Below are 16,496 nucleotides of genomic sequence, written 5' to 3'. Positions count from 1 at the left end.
GGGTCCTTTCCGGTCGGTGGGGCGGTCGACGTCGTCCCGAGGACGGACGTACAGTACCCCCAGGGGTATGTCGCAAGGAGTGATCGTGGAACTGGAGCTCGAGGGCGCGGACCTCAAGGCCGTGCTGAACCGGTTGCGCCGGGCGCAGGGCCAGATCTCCGGGGTGATCCGGATGATCGAGGAGGGCCGCGACTGCGAGGAGGTCGTGACTCAGCTCGCCGCCGCCTCCCGCGCCCTGGACCGCGCCGGTTTCGCCATCATCGCCACCGGCCTGCAGAAGTGCGTGGCCGACATCGAGGCGGGGCGGACCAACGGCCAGGACCCCGCGCAGATGCGGGCCCGCATGGAGAAGCTGTTCCTGTCGCTGGCGTGAGAGCGGGCCGTCCCGGGCCCGGCCGGCCGGCGTGCATCAGGCCACCGCGTCGACGAGCATGAACGCCGCCACCGCCAGCAGCGTCGCGGCGAAGATCCGCTGCAACACCGGCCCGGACACCTTGGCGGCCAGCCGCCTGCCGTCCCAGGCGGCGAGGACCGCCGCACCGGCGAACGGCGCGATCACCGCCCAGTCGAGCCCGTCGACCGTCCCGGCGCGCAGCGCCAGCGCGGCCAGGGAGTTGGCGGTGATGACCAGCAGGCTGGTAACCACGGCCTCGCGCATCCGCAGGGAGAGCGCGCCCACCAGGGCGGGGACGGCGAGGAAGCCGCCGCCGACGCCCAGCACTCCGGTGACCGCGCCGAGTCCGGCGCCGGTGGCCGCGGCCCGCCCGTGCCGTACGGGACGGTCCCCCTCCGGCGCCGGGCGCGGGCGCAGCATCCGGGCCGCGGCGACCGCCGCGACGAGCGCGAAGGCGGCGGCCAGCACGGCGTCCGGCAGCCGTCCGGCGACCGCGCCGCCCAGCATGGCCGGGCCGATGCCCGCGGCGGCGAACGACAGGCCGGTGCGCCACCGCACATGGCCGTCGCGGGCGTGTGCGACCAGCGCCGTGGCCGAGGTGACGGTGACGACGACCAGGCTCGCGGTGGTGGCCGCGGCCGGGGTGAAGCCGAGCAGATAGATCAGGGCGGGGACGGCCAGGACGCTGCCGCCACCCCCGAGCGCGCCCAGTGCCAGGCCGACGACGGCCCCGGCGGCCAGGGCGAGGAGCAGAGCACTCACGCGATCGCGCCGTCCTCGCGCCGGCCGCCGGATCCGCCGCCGGTCCGGGCGTGGCCCGTACGTGTGGCGGCCTCCAGGGCGGTGATCCTGGCGGGAGCGGGGCGGGCCGGACTCATCGGCACCGTTCCTCCCGTGCGGTCCGTACGGTGAGTCCGGCCTTCTCGGCGGACTCGAACCCGTCGTCCACCGCGACCACGTCGCGGCCCGCCGCGTCGAGCAGGGAGGCCGCCACGGCGGCCCGCATGCCGCCCGCGCAGTGCACCCACACCTGGCCGTCGGGGACCTCGCCGGTCCGCCGGTGCAGCTCGTGGACCGGGATGTGCACCGAGTTCTCGACGAAGCCCCCGGCCCGTTCGGAGTCGCGCCGCACGTCCAGTACGACGACGCCCTTGGCCGGGTGCCGCTCGGCGAGGTCCGCGAAGGTGGCCCGCGGGAAGGAGGCGGGCTCCTCGCCCGGGCGGAGCCAGGCGGACGGCCCGCCGGTGGCCCCGGCGGCCGGGCGGTCGATGCCGACCCTGGCCAGCTCGCGCTGCGCGTCGGCCAGTTGCGCGGCCGTCCCGGCGAGCAGCGTCACCGGCCTGCCCCAGGGCACCAGCCAGGCCAGGTAGGTGGCGAGCTTGCCCTCGGCCTCGAAGTTGAACGACCCGGTGACGTGCCCTTCGGCGAAGGCCACCCGGTTGCGCAGGTCGACGACCCACTCCCCCGCGGCCAGCCGGGCGGCTATCTCATCGGGGTCGGCCACGGCGGGCGGAGTCAGGTCGACCGGCTCGGGTCCGGCGGCGTTGGCCGGTCCCATGTGCGTGTAGTACGCGGGGATGTCGTCCAGGCCCGCGAGCAGGTCCGCCACGAAGGCGTCGACGTCGCGGGTGAGCGCGTCGTTGACCACGCGTTCCCGGCCGATGGTCGTGCTGTCGCCTTCCGCCTGCCCGGAGGAGCAGAAGCTGCCGAAGCCGTGGGTGGGCAGCACCGCGGTGGCGTCGGGCAGTGCGTCGGCGAGCCGGTGGGCGGAGGCGTGCTGGGCGCGGGCCAGGCCCTCGGTCAGCCGCGGTTCGACCAGGTCGGGGCGGCCGACGGTGCCGATCAGCAGCGAGCCGCCGGTGAACGCGGCGAGGGCGGTGCCGGCCTCGCGCAGGACGTACGAGGTGTGGTGCGGGGTGTGTCCCGGGGTGGCCAGGGCGTGCAGGGTCAGCCGGGCGTCCTCGTCGACGGTCACCGTGTCGCCGTCGCGAACGGGGGTGCGCGCGAAGCTGACGCGGGCGCCTTCCGGGACGAGGTAGTCGGCTCCGGTGAGCCGGGCGAGTTCCAGGCCGCCGGAGACGTAGTCGTTGTGGACATGGGTCTCGACGACGTACGCGACGCGCACCCCGCGCCGGGCCGCCGCCGCCAGCACCCGGTCGACGTCCCTGGGCGGGTCGACCGCCACCGCCGTGCGCCCGCCTCCGGCCAGGTAGCTGCGGTTGCCGAGTCCTGCCAGCTCGATGGTGTCGACGAAGAACACAGGGCGCTCCCTTCCTGAGCGAAGAATTACCCCCGGGGGTATCTCGCACCGACAGTAGCACGAGTACCCCCGGGGGTATTTCCGGCCTCCGGCGGTGGGGAGGAAGGGTCCGGGAGGGGGCCGGGAACATGGTTCGGTCGGGCAGCACCGGAGCGCACGTCGCACCCGGCAGGACGCGCAGGGCGCGCCTGCCCGGCACCGCGCGGTCACACCCGCTGCGGTACGACGGCCACCGGGCAGTGCGCGTGGTGCAGGAGGGTGTGGGCCGTCCGGCCGAGCTGGAGGCCGAAGTGGCCCTCCCTGCGCCGTACCCCGACGATCACCAGGTCGGCGGCGGCCGACCGGTCCACGAGCACCCGGTGCGCCGGACCTTCGACCGTCGCGGGGCGCACTCGTACCGCCGGGTGTTCGACCTCCGGTTCGCGCAGCAGCTCCTCGAGGACGGCGGCGGCATGCTCCTCCTGCCGCCGGGCCGGCTCGTCGGCGAGCACCGGGTTGCCGACGCCCTCGTGCACGGGACGCCGCCAGGCACGTACGACGTCGAGGACGCAGCCGCGCACCTCGGCCTCGCGGAACGCGAACCGCACGGCCTCGTGCCCGGTGTCGGCGTCGCCGGCGGCGAGCAGGATCCGCTCGTGGGTGCCGGCCAGGCCCGCACGGTCGCCGCGCACCACGACCACCGGGCAGTGCGCCCGGGCCGCCACGGCGAGGCCGACCGAACCCAGCAGCAGCCCCTTCAGCTGTCCCCGCCCGCGAGAGCCGGTGATCAGCACGGAGGCGTTGGCGGCCTCGCCGAGCAGGGCGGTGACCGCGTCCTGCGGAAGGACCTCCGTGGACACCTTCACCCCCGGGTCGCGCCGCTGGGCGCGCTCCGCGGCAAAGGCGACGACGTGCTCCGCCATCACCTGCTCCGAGGGACGTCCCTCGGTCCCCGACGGCATCGCGCCCTCGTACCGCTCCCACAGGGACGCGTACACCAGGCGCAGCGGCAGTCCGAACCGGGCGGCCTCCCCCACCGCCCAGTCCACCGCTGTCAGGCTCGGGTCCGACCCGTCGACACCCACCACCAGGGGCAGTTCCATCGACCCCACCGCCTTCCACCGGGGGCTGCCGCCCTCCTGCGGCTGCGTCCGCCACCTTCACCGTCGCATCCGGCACGGCACGGCGCGAGAGCGGTCCGGTCGTTCAGGGGGCCGGTCGGTCCCCTGCCGTCAGGTCTCGGGTCCGGTCCCCGTTCCCGTCCCCGTGGCGCGGGACGACGGCTGCTCATGGGCCAGATCGGGTTCCAGGAGGGGGCGGCGGCGTGGTCCCGTGAGGTCGTCGCACCGCACGTCCACCACACCGCCGACGGTGCGCGTCAGGCGGACGACGAGCGGGATCAGGGAGGCGTCCGGGAGCCGGCCGGTCAGGGTGACCACGCCCTCGCGCACCGCCACGCCCACCGAGTCCGTCAGAAAACCGGCGGCGACGATCTGACGGCGCACGTCCGCGGCGATGTCCTCGTCGCCGCGGAGGAACACCTTGAGCAGGTCGGAGCGGCTGACGATACCGACGAGCACGCCGTCGTCGCCGACGACCGGGAGGCGCTTGACGCCGTGCCGGGCCATGAGGCGGGCGGCCCGGCCCAGGGTGGCGGCGGGGTGGACGGTGACGGCCGGGGTGTTCATCAGCTCCTCGGCGGTCACGGCCCGGGCCTTGGCCGAGCCCGGCCCGGCCACGGGCCCAGGCGGCCCGCCGGGCAGGTCCGGGTCGTCCTCGCGCAGCTCCTCCTTGCGCAGCAGATCGGCCTCGGAGACGACGCCGAGCACCCGGCCCCGGCCGTCCAGCACGGGCATCGCGCTGACGCCCCACTCCTCCATGGTCCGCACGATCTCCTTGAACATCGCTCCACCGGCCAGGGCGACGACGGTCGGGGTCATGACGTCGCCGACGGTGTACTGGGAACCCTGCATGGCGTCCTCCGGCGGGCTCGAAGAGGAGAGAGCTGACAAGGGGCTGACGAGGGGGCGGGTCGAGGATCACTCGAGGGTCAGACGACGGAGTCCAGGCCGTACATGCTGCGTCCGCCGACGAGTTCACGGCCCGTGACCAGTTCCGGTTCGATACGGACGAACACCACCTGAGGCGAGGGCACCCAGGAACGCGGACCACCGTGGAGCAGGCGCCGGTGCTCGGCCGGGTCGGCGACCGCCGAGGCGGGGCCGGTGACGACGACGCTCCAGCCGGAGTGCGCGACCGCGTCCACCTCGTCGGCCTCGAAGGCGACCACCGCGCCGTCGATCGCGCGGACCAGTTCGGAGGTGGCCGAGGTGCACAGCAGCACCGCGCCGTCGCCGTCCAGGGCGAAGTTGACCGGGAGCACCGCGGGCAGGGCGTGCCGCGTGTGGACGATACGGCCCACCGGCACCGTGGCCAGCAACCGAAGGCACTCCTGCCGGCCGAGCTCACGGAACCCGTCGTTGCGATACATCAGTCATCCGTCTTTCCGCCTGGCGGAGCGCGTGCGGCCGTTCCGCACCGCGTCTCCTGGGTGTCTCCAGCGCCTCGCCCGCACGTCCGCACCTCTCCCTCGCGTACACGCCGGTCGTCCGGCCCATCGCATCGTCCGGCTCGTCACGTCGTCCGGCCCGTCAGGCCGCGGGCACCGGGACGACCTCGCGCCGCGGGCCGCCGAGCACGACCTTCAGGGCCCCCGTCTCGGCGGCGTGGGCGAAGACGTCGTACGCCTCCTCCATGCGCTCCATCGGGAACGTGTGCGTGACGAGCTGGGAGGTGGGCAGCCGGCCGGCCGCCGCCATCCGCAGCAGGGTCGGCGTGGAGCGGGTGTCGACCAGGCCCGTGGTGATGGTGACGTTCCTGCTCCACAGGTCTTCCAGGTGCAGGGTGGCGGGCTTGCCGTGGACTCCGACGTTGGCCACGTGTCCTCCGGGCCGCACCATCCGCGTGCACAGCTCGAAGGTCTCCGGTACGCCCACCGCCTCGACGGCCACGTCGGCGCCGAGGCCTCCGGTGAGGTCCTCGACCAGTTGCTCGGGGGCCTCGCGCGCGTCGGCGACGGCCTCGGCGCCGAGCTTGCGGGCGGCCTCCAGACGGGCGGCCGCCAGGTCCACCACGATGATCCGCTCGGGCGCGAACAGCCGGGCGGTGGCGATCGCCGCGAGTCCGACGGGTCCGGCGCCGACCACGACCACGGTGTCCCCGGGGCGTACCCGCCCGTTGAGCACTCCGACCTCGTAGGCGGTGGGGAAGACGTCGGCCAGCAGCACGGCGTCCGCGTCGGTCACCGCGGCGGGCAGCGGATGGACGGAGAGGTCCGCGAAGGGCACCCGGACGAACTCCGCCTGGGTGCCGTCGACCAGGTGGCCCAGGATCCAGCCCCCGCCGCCGCGGCACTGGCTGTACATGGCCTCGCGGCAGAAGCGGCACCGGCCGCAGGCGGTGACGCAGGAGACGAGGACGCGGTCGCCGGGTCGTACGCTGCCCACCTCGGCGCCGACCTCGACGATCTCGCCGACGGCCTCGTGCCCCAGCACCGTGCCGGGGCGGACCTCGGGCACGTCGCCCCTGAGGATGTGCAGGTCGGTCCCGCAGATGGTCACGGCGTCGACGCGGACCACGGCGTCGGTGGCCTCGTCGAGGTCCGGGTCGGGGACCTCGTCCCAGGCGGACTGCCCGGGGCCGTGGAAGACGTAGCCTTTCATGCCGAACCTCACCCTCTTCGCTCCGGGACCGGTGGCCTTCACGGACGGACGGCCCATCGAACGGCCTTCCCGGTCGGATCGTCTTCCCGGTCGGTCGGCCTTCTTGATCGGTCGGCCGGGAGCCCGCGGTCCGCGGCCGGTGGGCGCGGACCGCGCTCGGCGCGGCACCGGAACCCTGACCGGGACCGCCAACGTCTTCAGCTTCTCCGACGACCGGGGGTTCCGCATGGGCCGGTCGGCCCCATCGGCCGCCCACGGGGGCGCGTACCCGCGGTGCAGGGGCGCCCACGGGTTCCTCCGCCGCCCCCGAGGGGGCCGAACGGCCCTTCCGCGCACCCGGCCGGACCGGCTTGGCTGGCGGCATGTCCGAACGTCCCACCGGACCCGCCGACAGCCATGCGGAACGCACGGTCGGCGCCACGACCGTCGTGACACTGAACGGCGACGTCGACCTGGTCACGAGGCTGTCCCTCGCCGCGCGTCTCGACACGCTGACCGACGGGCCCCGGCCGGACCTGGTGCTCGACCTGCGGCCGGTGCCTTTCATCGACTGCGCCGGGCTCGGTCTGCTGTGCCGGGTCCGCAACCGTGTCACGGCACGCGGCGGCCGGCTGCGGCTGGTCAGCGGCAGTTCGTCCTTCCGGCGGATCCTGCGGCACACCGGCCTGACCGGTGTCTTCCAGGTGCTGCCGGAGTTCGGGGAGTCCCCGGGCGCCGGGCCGGTCCCCCCGCAGGGGGTGGTCGCCGCGGGACCGGGATGACACACACGCCGAGAACATCGTGGTCGGCGGTGTGGTCGCCGGTACGGCGGCGGGGCGCGCTGCGGGCCAGGAGTTCGCCGGCAGCGCGCCGACCGGCAGCCGGTGCGGGCCGTGCTGCTCACGTCCGCCCCGGAGACCGCGTCGACGGGTGACGCGACCTGCCGGGCACCGGCGAAGGTCCGCCGGACCGGCCCCGACGGCACCACCCGCACCGGGCAGGCCATGGTGAGCACGGACCTGCCCGCCGGCGCGGCGGTCACCGTCCGGCAGGACGGCCGGGGCTTCCTGGCCGCCTCCGCCGAGCCGCCCGGCCCGTCGGAGGTGACCGCGCAGGCCGCCCCGTTCGGCACCGCGGCGGCGCTCGCCTTCGGCGGGCCGGCCCACGGGACGACGGCTCTGGTCCGCCGGCGGCTGGACCGGCGCCGCTACGAACTGTGGGGCGCGGACTGGGACCTCGTCGGCCCGCGCCGGGACCGGACGACGAGCTGACCCGCCAGGACGGCGCGACCCGCCCCGGAGGCGGGCGCACGCCGGAAGCGTTGGAATGGATTCGAGGCGGTTTGCCGCCGCGCCGCCGGAACCACGTACGAGGAGGTGGCGGCGCATGCGCTACGAGAACCGCGCGGACGCCGGACGGCGCCTGGCCCGGTGCCTGGAGTTCCTGCGGGACGAGGACGTGGTGGTGCTCGCAGTGCCAAGGGGCGGCGTCCCGGTGGCCTTCGAGGTGGCCCGGCACCTGGGCGCCCCGCTCGACCTGGCCGTGGTGCGCAAGCTGCGCGTGCCCTGGCAGCCGGACCTCGGATTCGGCGCCCTCGGTGAGAACGGCGTACGCGTCATCGACCGGGCCGTCCTGAGCGAGAGCGGCCTCGATCCCGCCGGGCGGGAAACCGTCGAACGCGCCGAGCGCGCCGAACTGGAGCGCCGGCTGCGGCACTTGCGCGACGAACGCCCGCCGCTGCCCGTGGCCGGGCGGACCGCGCTCGTCGTGGACGACTCGCTGTCGACCGGCGCCGCCGCGGAGGCCGCCTGCCGGGTGGCCCGGACCCGCGGCGCCGGGCAGGTGGTCCTCGCGGTCCCGGTCGGACCGGAGGCGGCACTGCCGCATCTGCGCACGGTGGCCGACCGGGTCGTCTGCCTCCAGCCGCTGCGCCACCTCGGTTCGGCCGGCGCCTGGTACACGGACTTCGGGCGCGTCACCGACGCCGAGGTCGCCACGCTGCTCGCCGAGACCCGGCCGGCCACCGCGATCGCCACGAACGCCGCCGGACCGCTCCCCGAGCCTCCCTCGGCAGCCCCCTCGCCGGACCAGGAGGTGGAGGTGCCGGCCGGTCCGGTGCGCCTGGCCGCCCGGCTCGCCCTGCCGCCCACGCCGCCGGTGGCGGTGGCCTACGCCCTCAGCGGTGGCAGCGGCCGGCACCGCCCGCCGCACCAGCGCGTCGCCGCCGTCCTGCGCCGGGCGGGCCTGGGCACGCTGCTGATCGACCTGCTCACCGAGGACGAGGAACGCACCCCGCACAACGCCTTCGACATCGTGCTGCTGGCCCGGCGGCTGCGGGCCGCCACCGACTGGCTGCGCCGCGAGACCGGCCTGCCCGTCAGTCACTGCGCGGCCGGTACGGGCGCCGGCGCGGCGGTGGAGGCCGCGGCGGGCGACGACATCCGTGCCGTGGTCTGCCTCGGCGGCCGCCCCGACCTGGCCCAGCCCTCGGCGCTGGCCCGGGTGCACGCCCCCTGCCTGTTCGTCGTCGGCGCCCAGGACACACGGCTCCTCGGCCTCAACCGGCTCGCGGCGGACTGGATGTGCTGCGACCACCGCGTCGTCCCCGTTCCCGGCGCCACCGACCTGTTCTCCGCGCCGGACACGGTGGAGACGGCGGCGGAGCTGGCCAGGGACTGGTTCACCGCCCATCACGCCCGGCCGGAGGGGGCGGCGAGGCCCCTGACGTCGGCGTGAGCGGCGCCCGTCGTCCGCGCGGCCGCCCGGGTGCGCCCACGCCCGCCGGAAAGTACGGTGTCCTGCTGTGAAGGCCGACAACGGGGCGGCGCTGCCGCGCAAGACCTACGAGAGCGAACTCCTGCGCCTTCAGACGGAGTTGGTCAAGCTCCAGGAGTGGGTGCGGACCACCGGGGCCCGGCTGGTCGTGGTGTTCGAGGGGCGGGACGCGGCCGGCAAGGGCGGCACCATCAAGCGGGTGACCGAGCACCTCAACCCGCGCATCGCCCGGATCGTGGCGCTGCCCGCGCCGACCGAGCGCCAGCGCACCCAGTGGTACTTCCAGCGGTACGTCGAGCAGTTGCCGGCCGCCGGGGAGATCGTGCTGTTCGACCGGTCCTGGTACAACCGGGCCGGGGTCGAGCATGTGATGGGCTTCTGCACCAAGGAGGAGCACCAGAGGTTCCTGCGCCAGTGCCCCATCTTCGAGCGCATGCTGGTGGAGGACGGGGTCCTGCTGCGCAAGTACTGGTTCTCGGTGAGCGACGCCGTCCAGCAGGAACGTTTCCAGCGCCGTCTGGAGGACCCGCTGCGACACTGGAAGCTGTCGCCGATGGATCTGGAGTCCATCACGCACTGGGAGGCGTACTCGCGGGCCAAGGACGAGATGATGGTGCACACGGACATCTCCGAGGCCCCGTGGTACGTCGTGGAGAGCGACGACAAGCGCCGCGCCCGGCTGAACATGATCGCCCATCTGCTCAGCACCATGCCGTACCACGAGGTCTCACCGACGGCGCTGCGGCTGCCCGAGCGGCCGGCGCCGACCGGCTACGAGCGGCCGCCGCGCGATCTTCAGACCTACGTCCCCGACCGCACGGCAGACCTGTGACCTCACGCCCGTTCGGGCACCACGGCCACCGGACAGGCCGAGTGGTGCAGGGCGGTGTGGGCGACCCGGCCGAGCTGGAGCCCGAACCGTCCCGACCGGCGCCGGGTTCCGACCACGAGCAGGTCCGCGCCCGGCGAGGCGTCCAGCAGCACCCGGCGGGCGGTTCCCTCCGCGGTGCGCCGGCGTACCTTCACCTCCGGCGGCACGTCCCGCAGCGCCGACTCCAGGTCGTCGACGGCCCGCTCCTCGTACACCCGCTCGGGCTCCCCGCCGATCAGCGGATGGTCGAGGGCCTCGTGCGCGGGGCACCGCCAGGCCCGTACGGCCTCCAGTTCGGCCGCGCGGCGCAGGGCCTCCTCGGCGGCGAAGCGCACCGCCGCCGCCGACCGGTCCCCGACGCCGACGACGACACGGCCGTTCACCGGGACGCGGGCCTGGTTGTCGTGGCTGCCGCGGATCACGATCACCGGGCAGTCGGCATGCGCGGCCACCCACAGGCTGACGGAGCCCAGCAGCAGATCGACGACCGGGCTGCGGCCGCGGGCGCCCACGACCAGGACGGAGGCGTTCTTGCCCTCCCGCACCAGCGCGTACTCGGGCGCCTCGGGCAGCGCGGCCCTGCTGATCGGCAGGCCGGGATGGCGGGCGCGGGCGCGCCGGGCGGCGGCCGCGACCACCTCCTCGGCCTCCACCTGGCCGTCCGGCTTGCCGAGTTCGCGTGCGAGCGCGGCGCCCTCGTAGCGCTCCCAGAGCGAGGCGTACACGACCCGCAGCGGCACCGCGCGCAGGGCGGCCTCGTCGGCAGCCCAGTCGGCGGCCCGCAGGCTGGATTCGGAACCGTCGACTCCGACGACCAGCGGCAGATCCATGGTCCTCAGCCTCCCTCTCCGAGGTCGAACACGATGCGGGCCTTGACCTGACCGCGCAGCACCTCGTCGATGGACTCGTTCACGGCGCCGAGCGGTCGGCTCTCCCGGATGACCCGGGTGCGGCCCTCCGCGTGCAGTTGGAAGACCTCTGCGAGGTCCTGCCGGGTGCCGACGATCGAGCCGATCACGGAGGTGCCGCCGAGCACGGTGTCGAAGATCGGCACTCGGACGGTGCCCTGCGCGGGCAGGGCCACCATGACGAGCCTGCCGCCGCGCCGCAACCCGGAGGCGACCGCCTCGAAGGCGGCCTCGTTCACCGCGAGGGCGATGGCCGCGTGGGCGCCGCCGTACCGTTTGAGCTCCCGGCCGACGTCCTGGGTGCGGGCGTCGATGAGGATGTCCGCGCCGAGTTCGGCGGCGAGTTCGAGCTTGTCGTCGGTGACGTCGATCGCGGCGACACGGGCGCCGGCGATCTTGGCGTACTGCACGGCCAGGTGGCCGAGTCCACCGACCCCGGAGATCGCCACGAGCTGGGCCGGCCGGACGCCGGCGACCTTGAGTGCCTTGTACGTGGTGACGCCCGCGCAGGTCAGCGGGGCCGCGTCGAGGGGGGAGACACCGTCGGGCACCGGCTGTGCGAAGTCCGCCCAGGCCGTCATCTTCTCGGCGTAGCCGCCGTCGCAGCCGTATCCGGTGTTGATCTGCTGCTCGCACAGCGTCTCCCAGCCGGACAGGCAGTGCTCGCAGCGACCGCAGGCGTGGCCGAGCCACGGCACGGCCACCCGCTGCCCCACGGCCAGGTGGGTGACGCCCTCACCGAGTTTCTCCACGAGGCCGACGCCCTCGTGGCCGGGCACGAACGGCGGGTCGGGCCTGACCGGCCAGTCGCCGTGGGCGGCGTGGATGTCGGTGTGGCACAGGCCGCAGGCCTCGACGCGGACGCGCACCCGGCCGGGTCCTGGCTCGGGGTCCGGGCGCTCCTCGATGACCAGGGGTTCGCCGAAGGTCCGTACGACCGCAGCCTTCATGATCCTCACTCCTCGGATGGGGTCCTGTGGTGTTCGGTGCGCGGGTGCTCGTGGTGCCGGTGCTCGTGCGGGCCGGTGCTCGTGCTGGTCGGGGGGCGGTTACTCGGTGACGGTCGGGGGCCGTGCTCGGGGTACGTCGGTCAGGGGCCGTGCTCGGGTGGCGGTCAGGGGTGGGCGACGACCGCGACAGGGGCGGCGGCGTGGTGCAGGACGGCGTGGGTGACGTGCCCGACGCGGGCGCCCAGGGGGCTGCGGCGCACGCGCCGGCCCACCACGACGAGGGATGCCGCGCGGGAGGCGTCGACGAGCAGTTCCGCGGCGCTGCCGGGGCGGGAGACCTCGACGATTTCGACGTCCGGGTACTTCCGCCGCCAGGGGCACAACGCCTCGGTCAGTGCGGCGGCCTCGGCCACCGCGGGCGAGGTGAGCAGTTCGGCGTCGGCGGGCACGCCGTAGCCGTAGTACAGCGGCGGGTACCAGCCGTGCACGACGCGCAGCGACGTACCGCGGCGGGCGGCCGCCTCGAAGGCGAACCGGATCAGGTCCTCGTCCGGGTGCGCGGTGTCGAGGCCCAGGACGACGGGCCGGCGGGCGGCCGCGGCGGAGGGGAGGCCCGCCCGGTCCGTCTCGTGCTCGTCGGCGGCCTGCTCCCCGGCCCGTACCAGCACGACGGGACGCTCGGCGTGCGCCAGGACGGACAGCCCGGCCGAGCCGACCAGGAAGCCGCCGACCCTGCCGAGGGCGCGCGAGCCGAGCACGAGCACTTCGGCGCCGGCCGCCTCCTCGGTGAGCACCTCGGCGGGACGGCCCGACAGGTGCTCGGCACGCACCTCGACACCCGGATGGCGCAACCGCAGTCCTTCGGCGGCCTCGCGGAGCACCCTCTCGGTCCAGTGCCGACGCGCCTCCGCACCGAGCAGCGGTGCCTGCGCCAGGGGCTCGGGCACCGGCTCCCCCACATGGACGAGCCGGACCGGCAGCCCGAGCATCGCGGCCTCCCGCGCCGCCCATTCGGCGGCGGCCCGGCTCTCGGGTGAGCCGTCGAGACCGACAGTGACGGTGCGAGGCATGGACTGCCACCTCCTGCGGCGCTGCCGCGACGGGAACTTCATTGATCCGCTGATCTGTTGATCCGTTGGTCCGCTGATCTGTTGATCTGCCTCCGAGAATCGCCGTCGGCCGGCGCGGCGGCCATGGGCCGCTGGTCCCGCACCAGGGCCGACCGGCCCCCTGACCGGGCCGGTCCCCGGCTGGCACGGTCGCCTCGGGCCGGGCAGCGTGGACGTAGGCACAACGACTGCTCAGTGAGGTGGCCATGCAGCCTTCCGCACCGCGACGCCGGGTGGTCGTGGGCGTGGACGGTTCGCCGTCCTCGTGCGCGGCGCTGCGCTGGGCGGCGGAATACGCGCGGCTCGTCGGCGGTGTCATGGAGGCGATCCACGCCTGGGACACGCCGTCGGCCATCGGCTGGACCGGCCCCGCGATCGATCCCGAGTTCGACCTGGAGCAGGCCCGGGAGCGCTTCGCGCAGGGTCTGCGGGGTGTCTTCGGCGACGACCGGCCGGCGCACTTGGTCGAGTACCTGGTCGAGGGCGATCCGTCGGAGGTGCTGATCCGCGCCTCGGCGGGGGCGGACGTCCTCGTCGTGGGCAGCCGGGGTCGCGGCGGCTTCGCCCGCGCGATGCTGGGCTCGGTCAGCCAGCGCTGCGCCCAGCACGCGGCCTGCCCGGTGGTCGTGGTGCGCCCTGACCACGAGGTACGCCCGGACCACGGCCGGCCCGGCTGATCCGTCCCACGTCCGTACGGTGCGCCCCGGCGCCGGTCACTGCCCGGGTGAAACCCCGGTCACTCCCTCGACTCCGCCCCGGTCACGCCTTCGACGAGGACCGCGCGGCCTCCGCGGAGCCCACGGGCACGTGCCAGACCAGCCTCGTGCCCCCGCCCTCGGGTGTGGTCCACTCCAGGCCGCCGTCCAGCCGGCGGGCCCGTTCGGCCATGTTGGACAGTCCGCTGCGGCGGCCCTCGGCGGGGATCCCCACGCCGTTGTCCGTGACCGTCAGCCGTACGCTGCGGCCGTCGGTCTCCAGCGCCACCTCCGCACGGTCGGCGTGCGCGTGCCGGGCGATGTTCGTCAGCGCCTCGGACAGCACCGCCACCACCTCGTCCGCGGTCTCCCGCGACACATGGGTGTCCAGCAGCCCCTCCATCCGCACCCCGGGTGCGAACCCGAGCACCGGCGCGGCCTTTCCGACCACCTGCACCGCCCGCGTCCGCAGTCCGGCGCCCGCCTCCTCGTCGTGCGCCCGCAGACCGAAGATCGTCGACCTGACGATCTTGATCGTCTCGTCCAGGTCGTCGACCGCCCGCAGCACCCGCTCCTTGGCCCCCGGATGGTCGATGAACCGGCCCGCGCTCTGCAGGGTCATGCCCGTCGCGAACAACCGCTGGATGGCGAGGTCGTGCAGGTCCCGGGCGATCCGGTCGCGGTCCTCCAGCAGCGCGATCTGCTCCGCGTCCCGCCGCCGCCCGGCCAGCTCCATCGCCACGGCGGCCTGCGCCGCGAATCCCTTCAGCAGCTCCAGCTCCTTGCTGGAGAAGTCGTTCGCGCCGGCCTCCCGTACGAGCAGGACCACCCCGCGCACGTGATCGCCCGGGCCCCCTACCGGCACCGCCACCGCGGGACCCAGGCCCGCGAACCGGGGCGGACCCGCCGTCACCCGCGGGTCACGCGAGATGTCCGGGCTGCTCACCGGTACCCCGCCGGTGAACGCCTCCCCGGTCAGCGTGCCCTCCACCGGCAGCACCAGACCCCGGTGCGCCTCCGCCTCCTGGCCGATCGCCAGCTCCACGCTCAGCGTCCCGGTCTCCTTCACCGGCGTCGACATCGCCGCCAGCGCCGCCCCGGTGATCTCCCGCGCGCGCTCGGCTATCAGCCCCAGGACCTCCGCCTGGTCGGCACCCGACATCAGGTTCTGCGTGATCTCCGCCATCGCGCGCAGCCAGCGCTCCCGCAGCCGTGACTCCTCGTACAGCCGCGCGTTGTCGATCGCCACGCCCGCCGCCACCGCCAGCGTGGCCAGCACCGACTCGTCGTCCTCGTCGAACTCCAGACCGCCGCGCTTCTCGGTCAGGTACAGATTGCCGAAGACCTGGTCCCGCACCCGGATCGGAACGCCGAGGAACGTGTTCATCGGCGGATGGTGCTCGGGGAAGCCGTACGACGCCGCATGTTCCGACAGCTTCGTCAGCCGCAGCGGTTCCGGATGCCGGATCAGCTCGCCCAGGATGCCGTGCCCTTCGGGGAACGGGCCGATCCGCGCGATCCCCTCCTCGCTCACCCCGACGGTGTGGAACGCCGACAGCCGCCTGCCGTCCGGGCCGATCACGCCCAGCGCCGCGTACTCGGCGTCCACCAGCGTCGCCGCGGCGTCCACGATGCTGTACAGCACCTGCTCCAGGTCCAGCTCCCGGCCGACCGCGAGCACCGCCTCCAGCAGACTGTGCACCCGGTCCCGGGTACTGCGCGCCGCGTCGAGACGCGCCTGCAACTCCCCCAGCAACTCGTCCAACCGCAACTGCGGCAGCCGCACACGGGCCTCCACCGACTCCCCGGAACCACTCACCGGCGAACCCTCCAAACCCCGCGCACCACCGAAAGCCCTCTCACCCACCTGCCAGCCACATTAACGGCCCCGGCAGGCCAGGGCACCGGGAGCCCGGCCGGTTCCACTGGTGCCGCGATGACGGCCCGTCCACAATGGTCCTCTGTGCCCCAGGGGAGGACCGGATGACCCGTTTCCTCATGGCCGGGATCGACGCGTCCCGGGAGAGCCTCGTCGCGGGCGAGTGGGCGGCCGAGGAGGCGGGCCGCCGCGGTCTGGAACTACGGCTGGTTCTCGCCGTTCCCGACCCCGCCGACGGCATAGCCGAACCGGCGTTCGCCCTTTCCTGGCAGCGGTCCGGCGAGGAGGTGCTTGGGCGCGCCGAGGCCGCTCTCGCGGCGAGGCGTCCCGGTGTGGCGATGAGCAGCGTGCAGGTGACCGGCTCGGCCCCGGCCGCCCTGCTCTCCGCCGCCCGGACGGCCGAGCTCCTCGTCGTCGGGGCGCGCGGGGACGGCGGATTCGACGGTCTCGTGGTGGGCTCGACTGCGCTGGCGGCGGCGAGCCGCGCGCCCTGTCCCGTGGTGGTCGTGCCCCGGCCGCCCGCCGCCGCACGGCACGAGGCGGAGGTGGCCGTGGGAGTCGACGCCCGCAGGGCGGCCGAGCCCCCCGTGGAGTTCGCCTTCGACGCGGCTCGGCTCCATACGGACAGGCTGCGAGCCGTGCACGCGTGGGCCCTCACCGGCGCTCCGCCGTGGACCGCGCTCGCGGTACCCGAGGAGGACCGGGCGGCGTGGGAGGACGAGGAGGTCCAGCGGCTGTCCGACGTGCTCCGGGAGCCGCGGGAGAGGTATCCGGACGTCTCCGTGCTGCCCGACGTCGTCCTGCTCCACCCGGCCCACGCGCTGGTGCACGCCTCGCAGCGGGCGGGCCTGCTCGTCGTCGGCCGGCGTACGAGCCCGCGGGCGGCCGAGCAGCGGCTGGGTCCCGTGGCCCACGCCGTGCTCCACCACTCCCACTGCCCGGTGGCCGTCGTGCCCCACGGCTGACGCACATACG

At 74.8% G+C, this 16,496-nt stretch carries 16 protein-coding genes and 1 pseudogene; 7 read left to right on the top strand and 10 right to left on the bottom strand.

Annotation, left to right across the window (positions count from 1 at the left end; all coding sequences use genetic code 11):
* Window positions 1–85: 85 nt before the first annotated feature.
* Window positions 86–373: a metal-sensitive transcriptional regulator gene (locus CG719_RS26525; RefSeq protein ID WP_100571206.1), complete on the top strand. Its 288-nt coding sequence runs from the start codon at window positions 86–88 to the stop codon at window positions 371–373.
* A gap of 36 nt (window positions 374–409) precedes the next feature.
* Here CG719_RS26525 and CG719_RS26520 read toward each other — a convergent pair whose 3' ends face one another.
* From CG719_RS26520 to CG719_RS26495, 6 genes are all read right to left on the bottom strand, one after another.
* On the bottom strand, window positions 410–1,156 hold the full coding sequence (locus tag CG719_RS26520) for a sulfite exporter TauE/SafE family protein (protein WP_100571205.1): 747 nt from the start codon (window positions 1,154–1,156) through the stop codon (window positions 410–412).
* Window positions 1,157–1,268: 112 nt separating this feature from the next.
* Window positions 1,269–2,654 (bottom strand): MBL fold metallo-hydrolase, encoded by a 1,386-nt coding sequence (locus CG719_RS26515; protein ID WP_100571204.1) that lies wholly within the window; start codon window positions 2,652–2,654, stop codon window positions 1,269–1,271.
* A 206-nt stretch (window positions 2,655–2,860) separates the two neighbouring features.
* Entirely contained in the window at window positions 2,861–3,736 is an 876-nt protein-coding gene (locus tag CG719_RS26510; RefSeq protein ID WP_100571203.1) for a universal stress protein, read from the bottom strand.
* Between the two features lie 129 nt (window positions 3,737–3,865).
* On the bottom strand, window positions 3,866–4,606 hold the full coding sequence (locus tag CG719_RS26505; RefSeq protein WP_100571202.1) for a CBS domain-containing protein: 741 nt from the start codon (window positions 4,604–4,606) through the stop codon (window positions 3,866–3,868).
* 77 nt (window positions 4,607–4,683) lie between these two features.
* Window positions 4,684–5,124 carry a pyridoxamine 5'-phosphate oxidase family protein gene (locus CG719_RS26500; protein WP_100571201.1) on the bottom strand — a complete coding sequence of 147 codons (441 nt, stop codon included), beginning with the start codon at window positions 5,122–5,124 and terminating at the stop codon, window positions 4,684–4,686.
* A 160-nt stretch (window positions 5,125–5,284) separates the two neighbouring features.
* Window positions 5,285–6,355 carry an alcohol dehydrogenase catalytic domain-containing protein gene (locus tag CG719_RS26495; protein WP_100571308.1) on the bottom strand — a complete coding sequence of 357 codons (1,071 nt, stop codon included), beginning with the start codon at window positions 6,353–6,355 and terminating at the stop codon, window positions 5,285–5,287.
* A 362-nt stretch (window positions 6,356–6,717) separates the two neighbouring features.
* On the opposite strand from CG719_RS26495, the gene CG719_RS26490 reads away from it, so the two are divergent.
* The 4 genes and pseudogenes from CG719_RS26490 (at window position 6,718) to ppk2 (ending at window position 9,941) form a co-directional block, all read left to right on the top strand.
* On the top strand, window positions 6,718–7,116 hold the full coding sequence (locus CG719_RS26490; protein WP_100571200.1) for an STAS domain-containing protein: 399 nt from the start codon (window positions 6,718–6,720) through the stop codon (window positions 7,114–7,116).
* Window positions 7,117–7,200: 84 nt separating this feature from the next.
* Window positions 7,201–7,605: pseudogene (locus CG719_RS26485) on the top strand (Rv1733c family protein); the annotation flags it as partial.
* Window positions 7,606–7,720: 115 nt separating this feature from the next.
* Complete coding sequence (locus CG719_RS26480) at window positions 7,721–9,070, top strand: phosphoribosyltransferase family protein (protein ID WP_100571198.1); 1,350 nt, start codon at window positions 7,721–7,723, stop codon at window positions 9,068–9,070.
* Window positions 9,071–9,137: 67 nt separating this feature from the next.
* The gene (ppk2, locus tag CG719_RS26475) at window positions 9,138–9,941 is read left to right on the top strand and encodes a polyphosphate kinase 2 (RefSeq protein ID WP_100571197.1); all 804 of its coding nucleotides are present in this window, start codon (window positions 9,138–9,140) and stop codon (window positions 9,939–9,941) included.
* A 2-nt stretch (window positions 9,942–9,943) separates the two neighbouring features.
* On the opposite strand, the gene CG719_RS26470 is transcribed toward ppk2, so the two are convergent.
* The 3 genes from CG719_RS26470 to CG719_RS26460 all read right to left on the bottom strand — a co-directional run bounded on the left by CG719_RS26470 (window position 9,944) and on the right by CG719_RS26460 (window position 12,908).
* A complete protein-coding gene (locus CG719_RS26470) occupies window positions 9,944–10,810 on the bottom strand; it encodes a universal stress protein (RefSeq protein WP_100571196.1) in 867 nt (288 codons plus the stop codon).
* Window positions 10,811–10,815: 5 nt separating this feature from the next.
* Window positions 10,816–11,838 (bottom strand): alcohol dehydrogenase AdhP, encoded by a 1,023-nt coding sequence (gene adhP / locus CG719_RS26465; RefSeq protein WP_100571195.1) that lies wholly within the window; start codon window positions 11,836–11,838, stop codon window positions 10,816–10,818.
* Between the two features lie 164 nt (window positions 11,839–12,002).
* Entirely contained in the window at window positions 12,003–12,908 is a 906-nt protein-coding gene (locus CG719_RS26460; protein WP_100571194.1) for a universal stress protein, read from the bottom strand.
* Between the two features lie 245 nt (window positions 12,909–13,153).
* On the opposite strand from CG719_RS26460, the gene CG719_RS26455 reads away from it, so the two are divergent.
* The gene (locus CG719_RS26455) at window positions 13,154–13,624 is read left to right on the top strand and encodes a universal stress protein (RefSeq protein WP_100571193.1); all 471 of its coding nucleotides are present in this window, start codon (window positions 13,154–13,156) and stop codon (window positions 13,622–13,624) included.
* Between the two features lie 82 nt (window positions 13,625–13,706).
* On the opposite strand, the gene CG719_RS26450 is transcribed toward CG719_RS26455, so the two are convergent.
* Complete coding sequence (locus tag CG719_RS26450) at window positions 13,707–15,461, bottom strand: sensor histidine kinase (RefSeq protein ID WP_100571192.1); 1,755 nt, start codon at window positions 15,459–15,461, stop codon at window positions 13,707–13,709.
* A gap of 164 nt (window positions 15,462–15,625) precedes the next feature.
* Here CG719_RS26450 and CG719_RS26445 point away from each other — a divergent pair, with 164 nt between their 5' ends.
* Window positions 15,626–16,486, top strand: coding sequence for a universal stress protein (locus CG719_RS26445; RefSeq protein ID WP_100571191.1), 861 nt, complete (start codon window positions 15,626–15,628; stop codon window positions 16,484–16,486).
* Window positions 16,487–16,496: the final 10 nt, after the last annotated feature.

It is taken from the genome of Streptomyces sp. CB01373 (genome assembly GCF_002803075.1).
Taxonomy (GTDB): Bacteria; Actinomycetota; Actinomycetes; order Streptomycetales; family Streptomycetaceae; genus Streptomyces.
The sequence above is the reverse complement of the archived record's forward strand: the minus strand, read 5'-3'. Positions and strand labels throughout refer to the sequence as shown.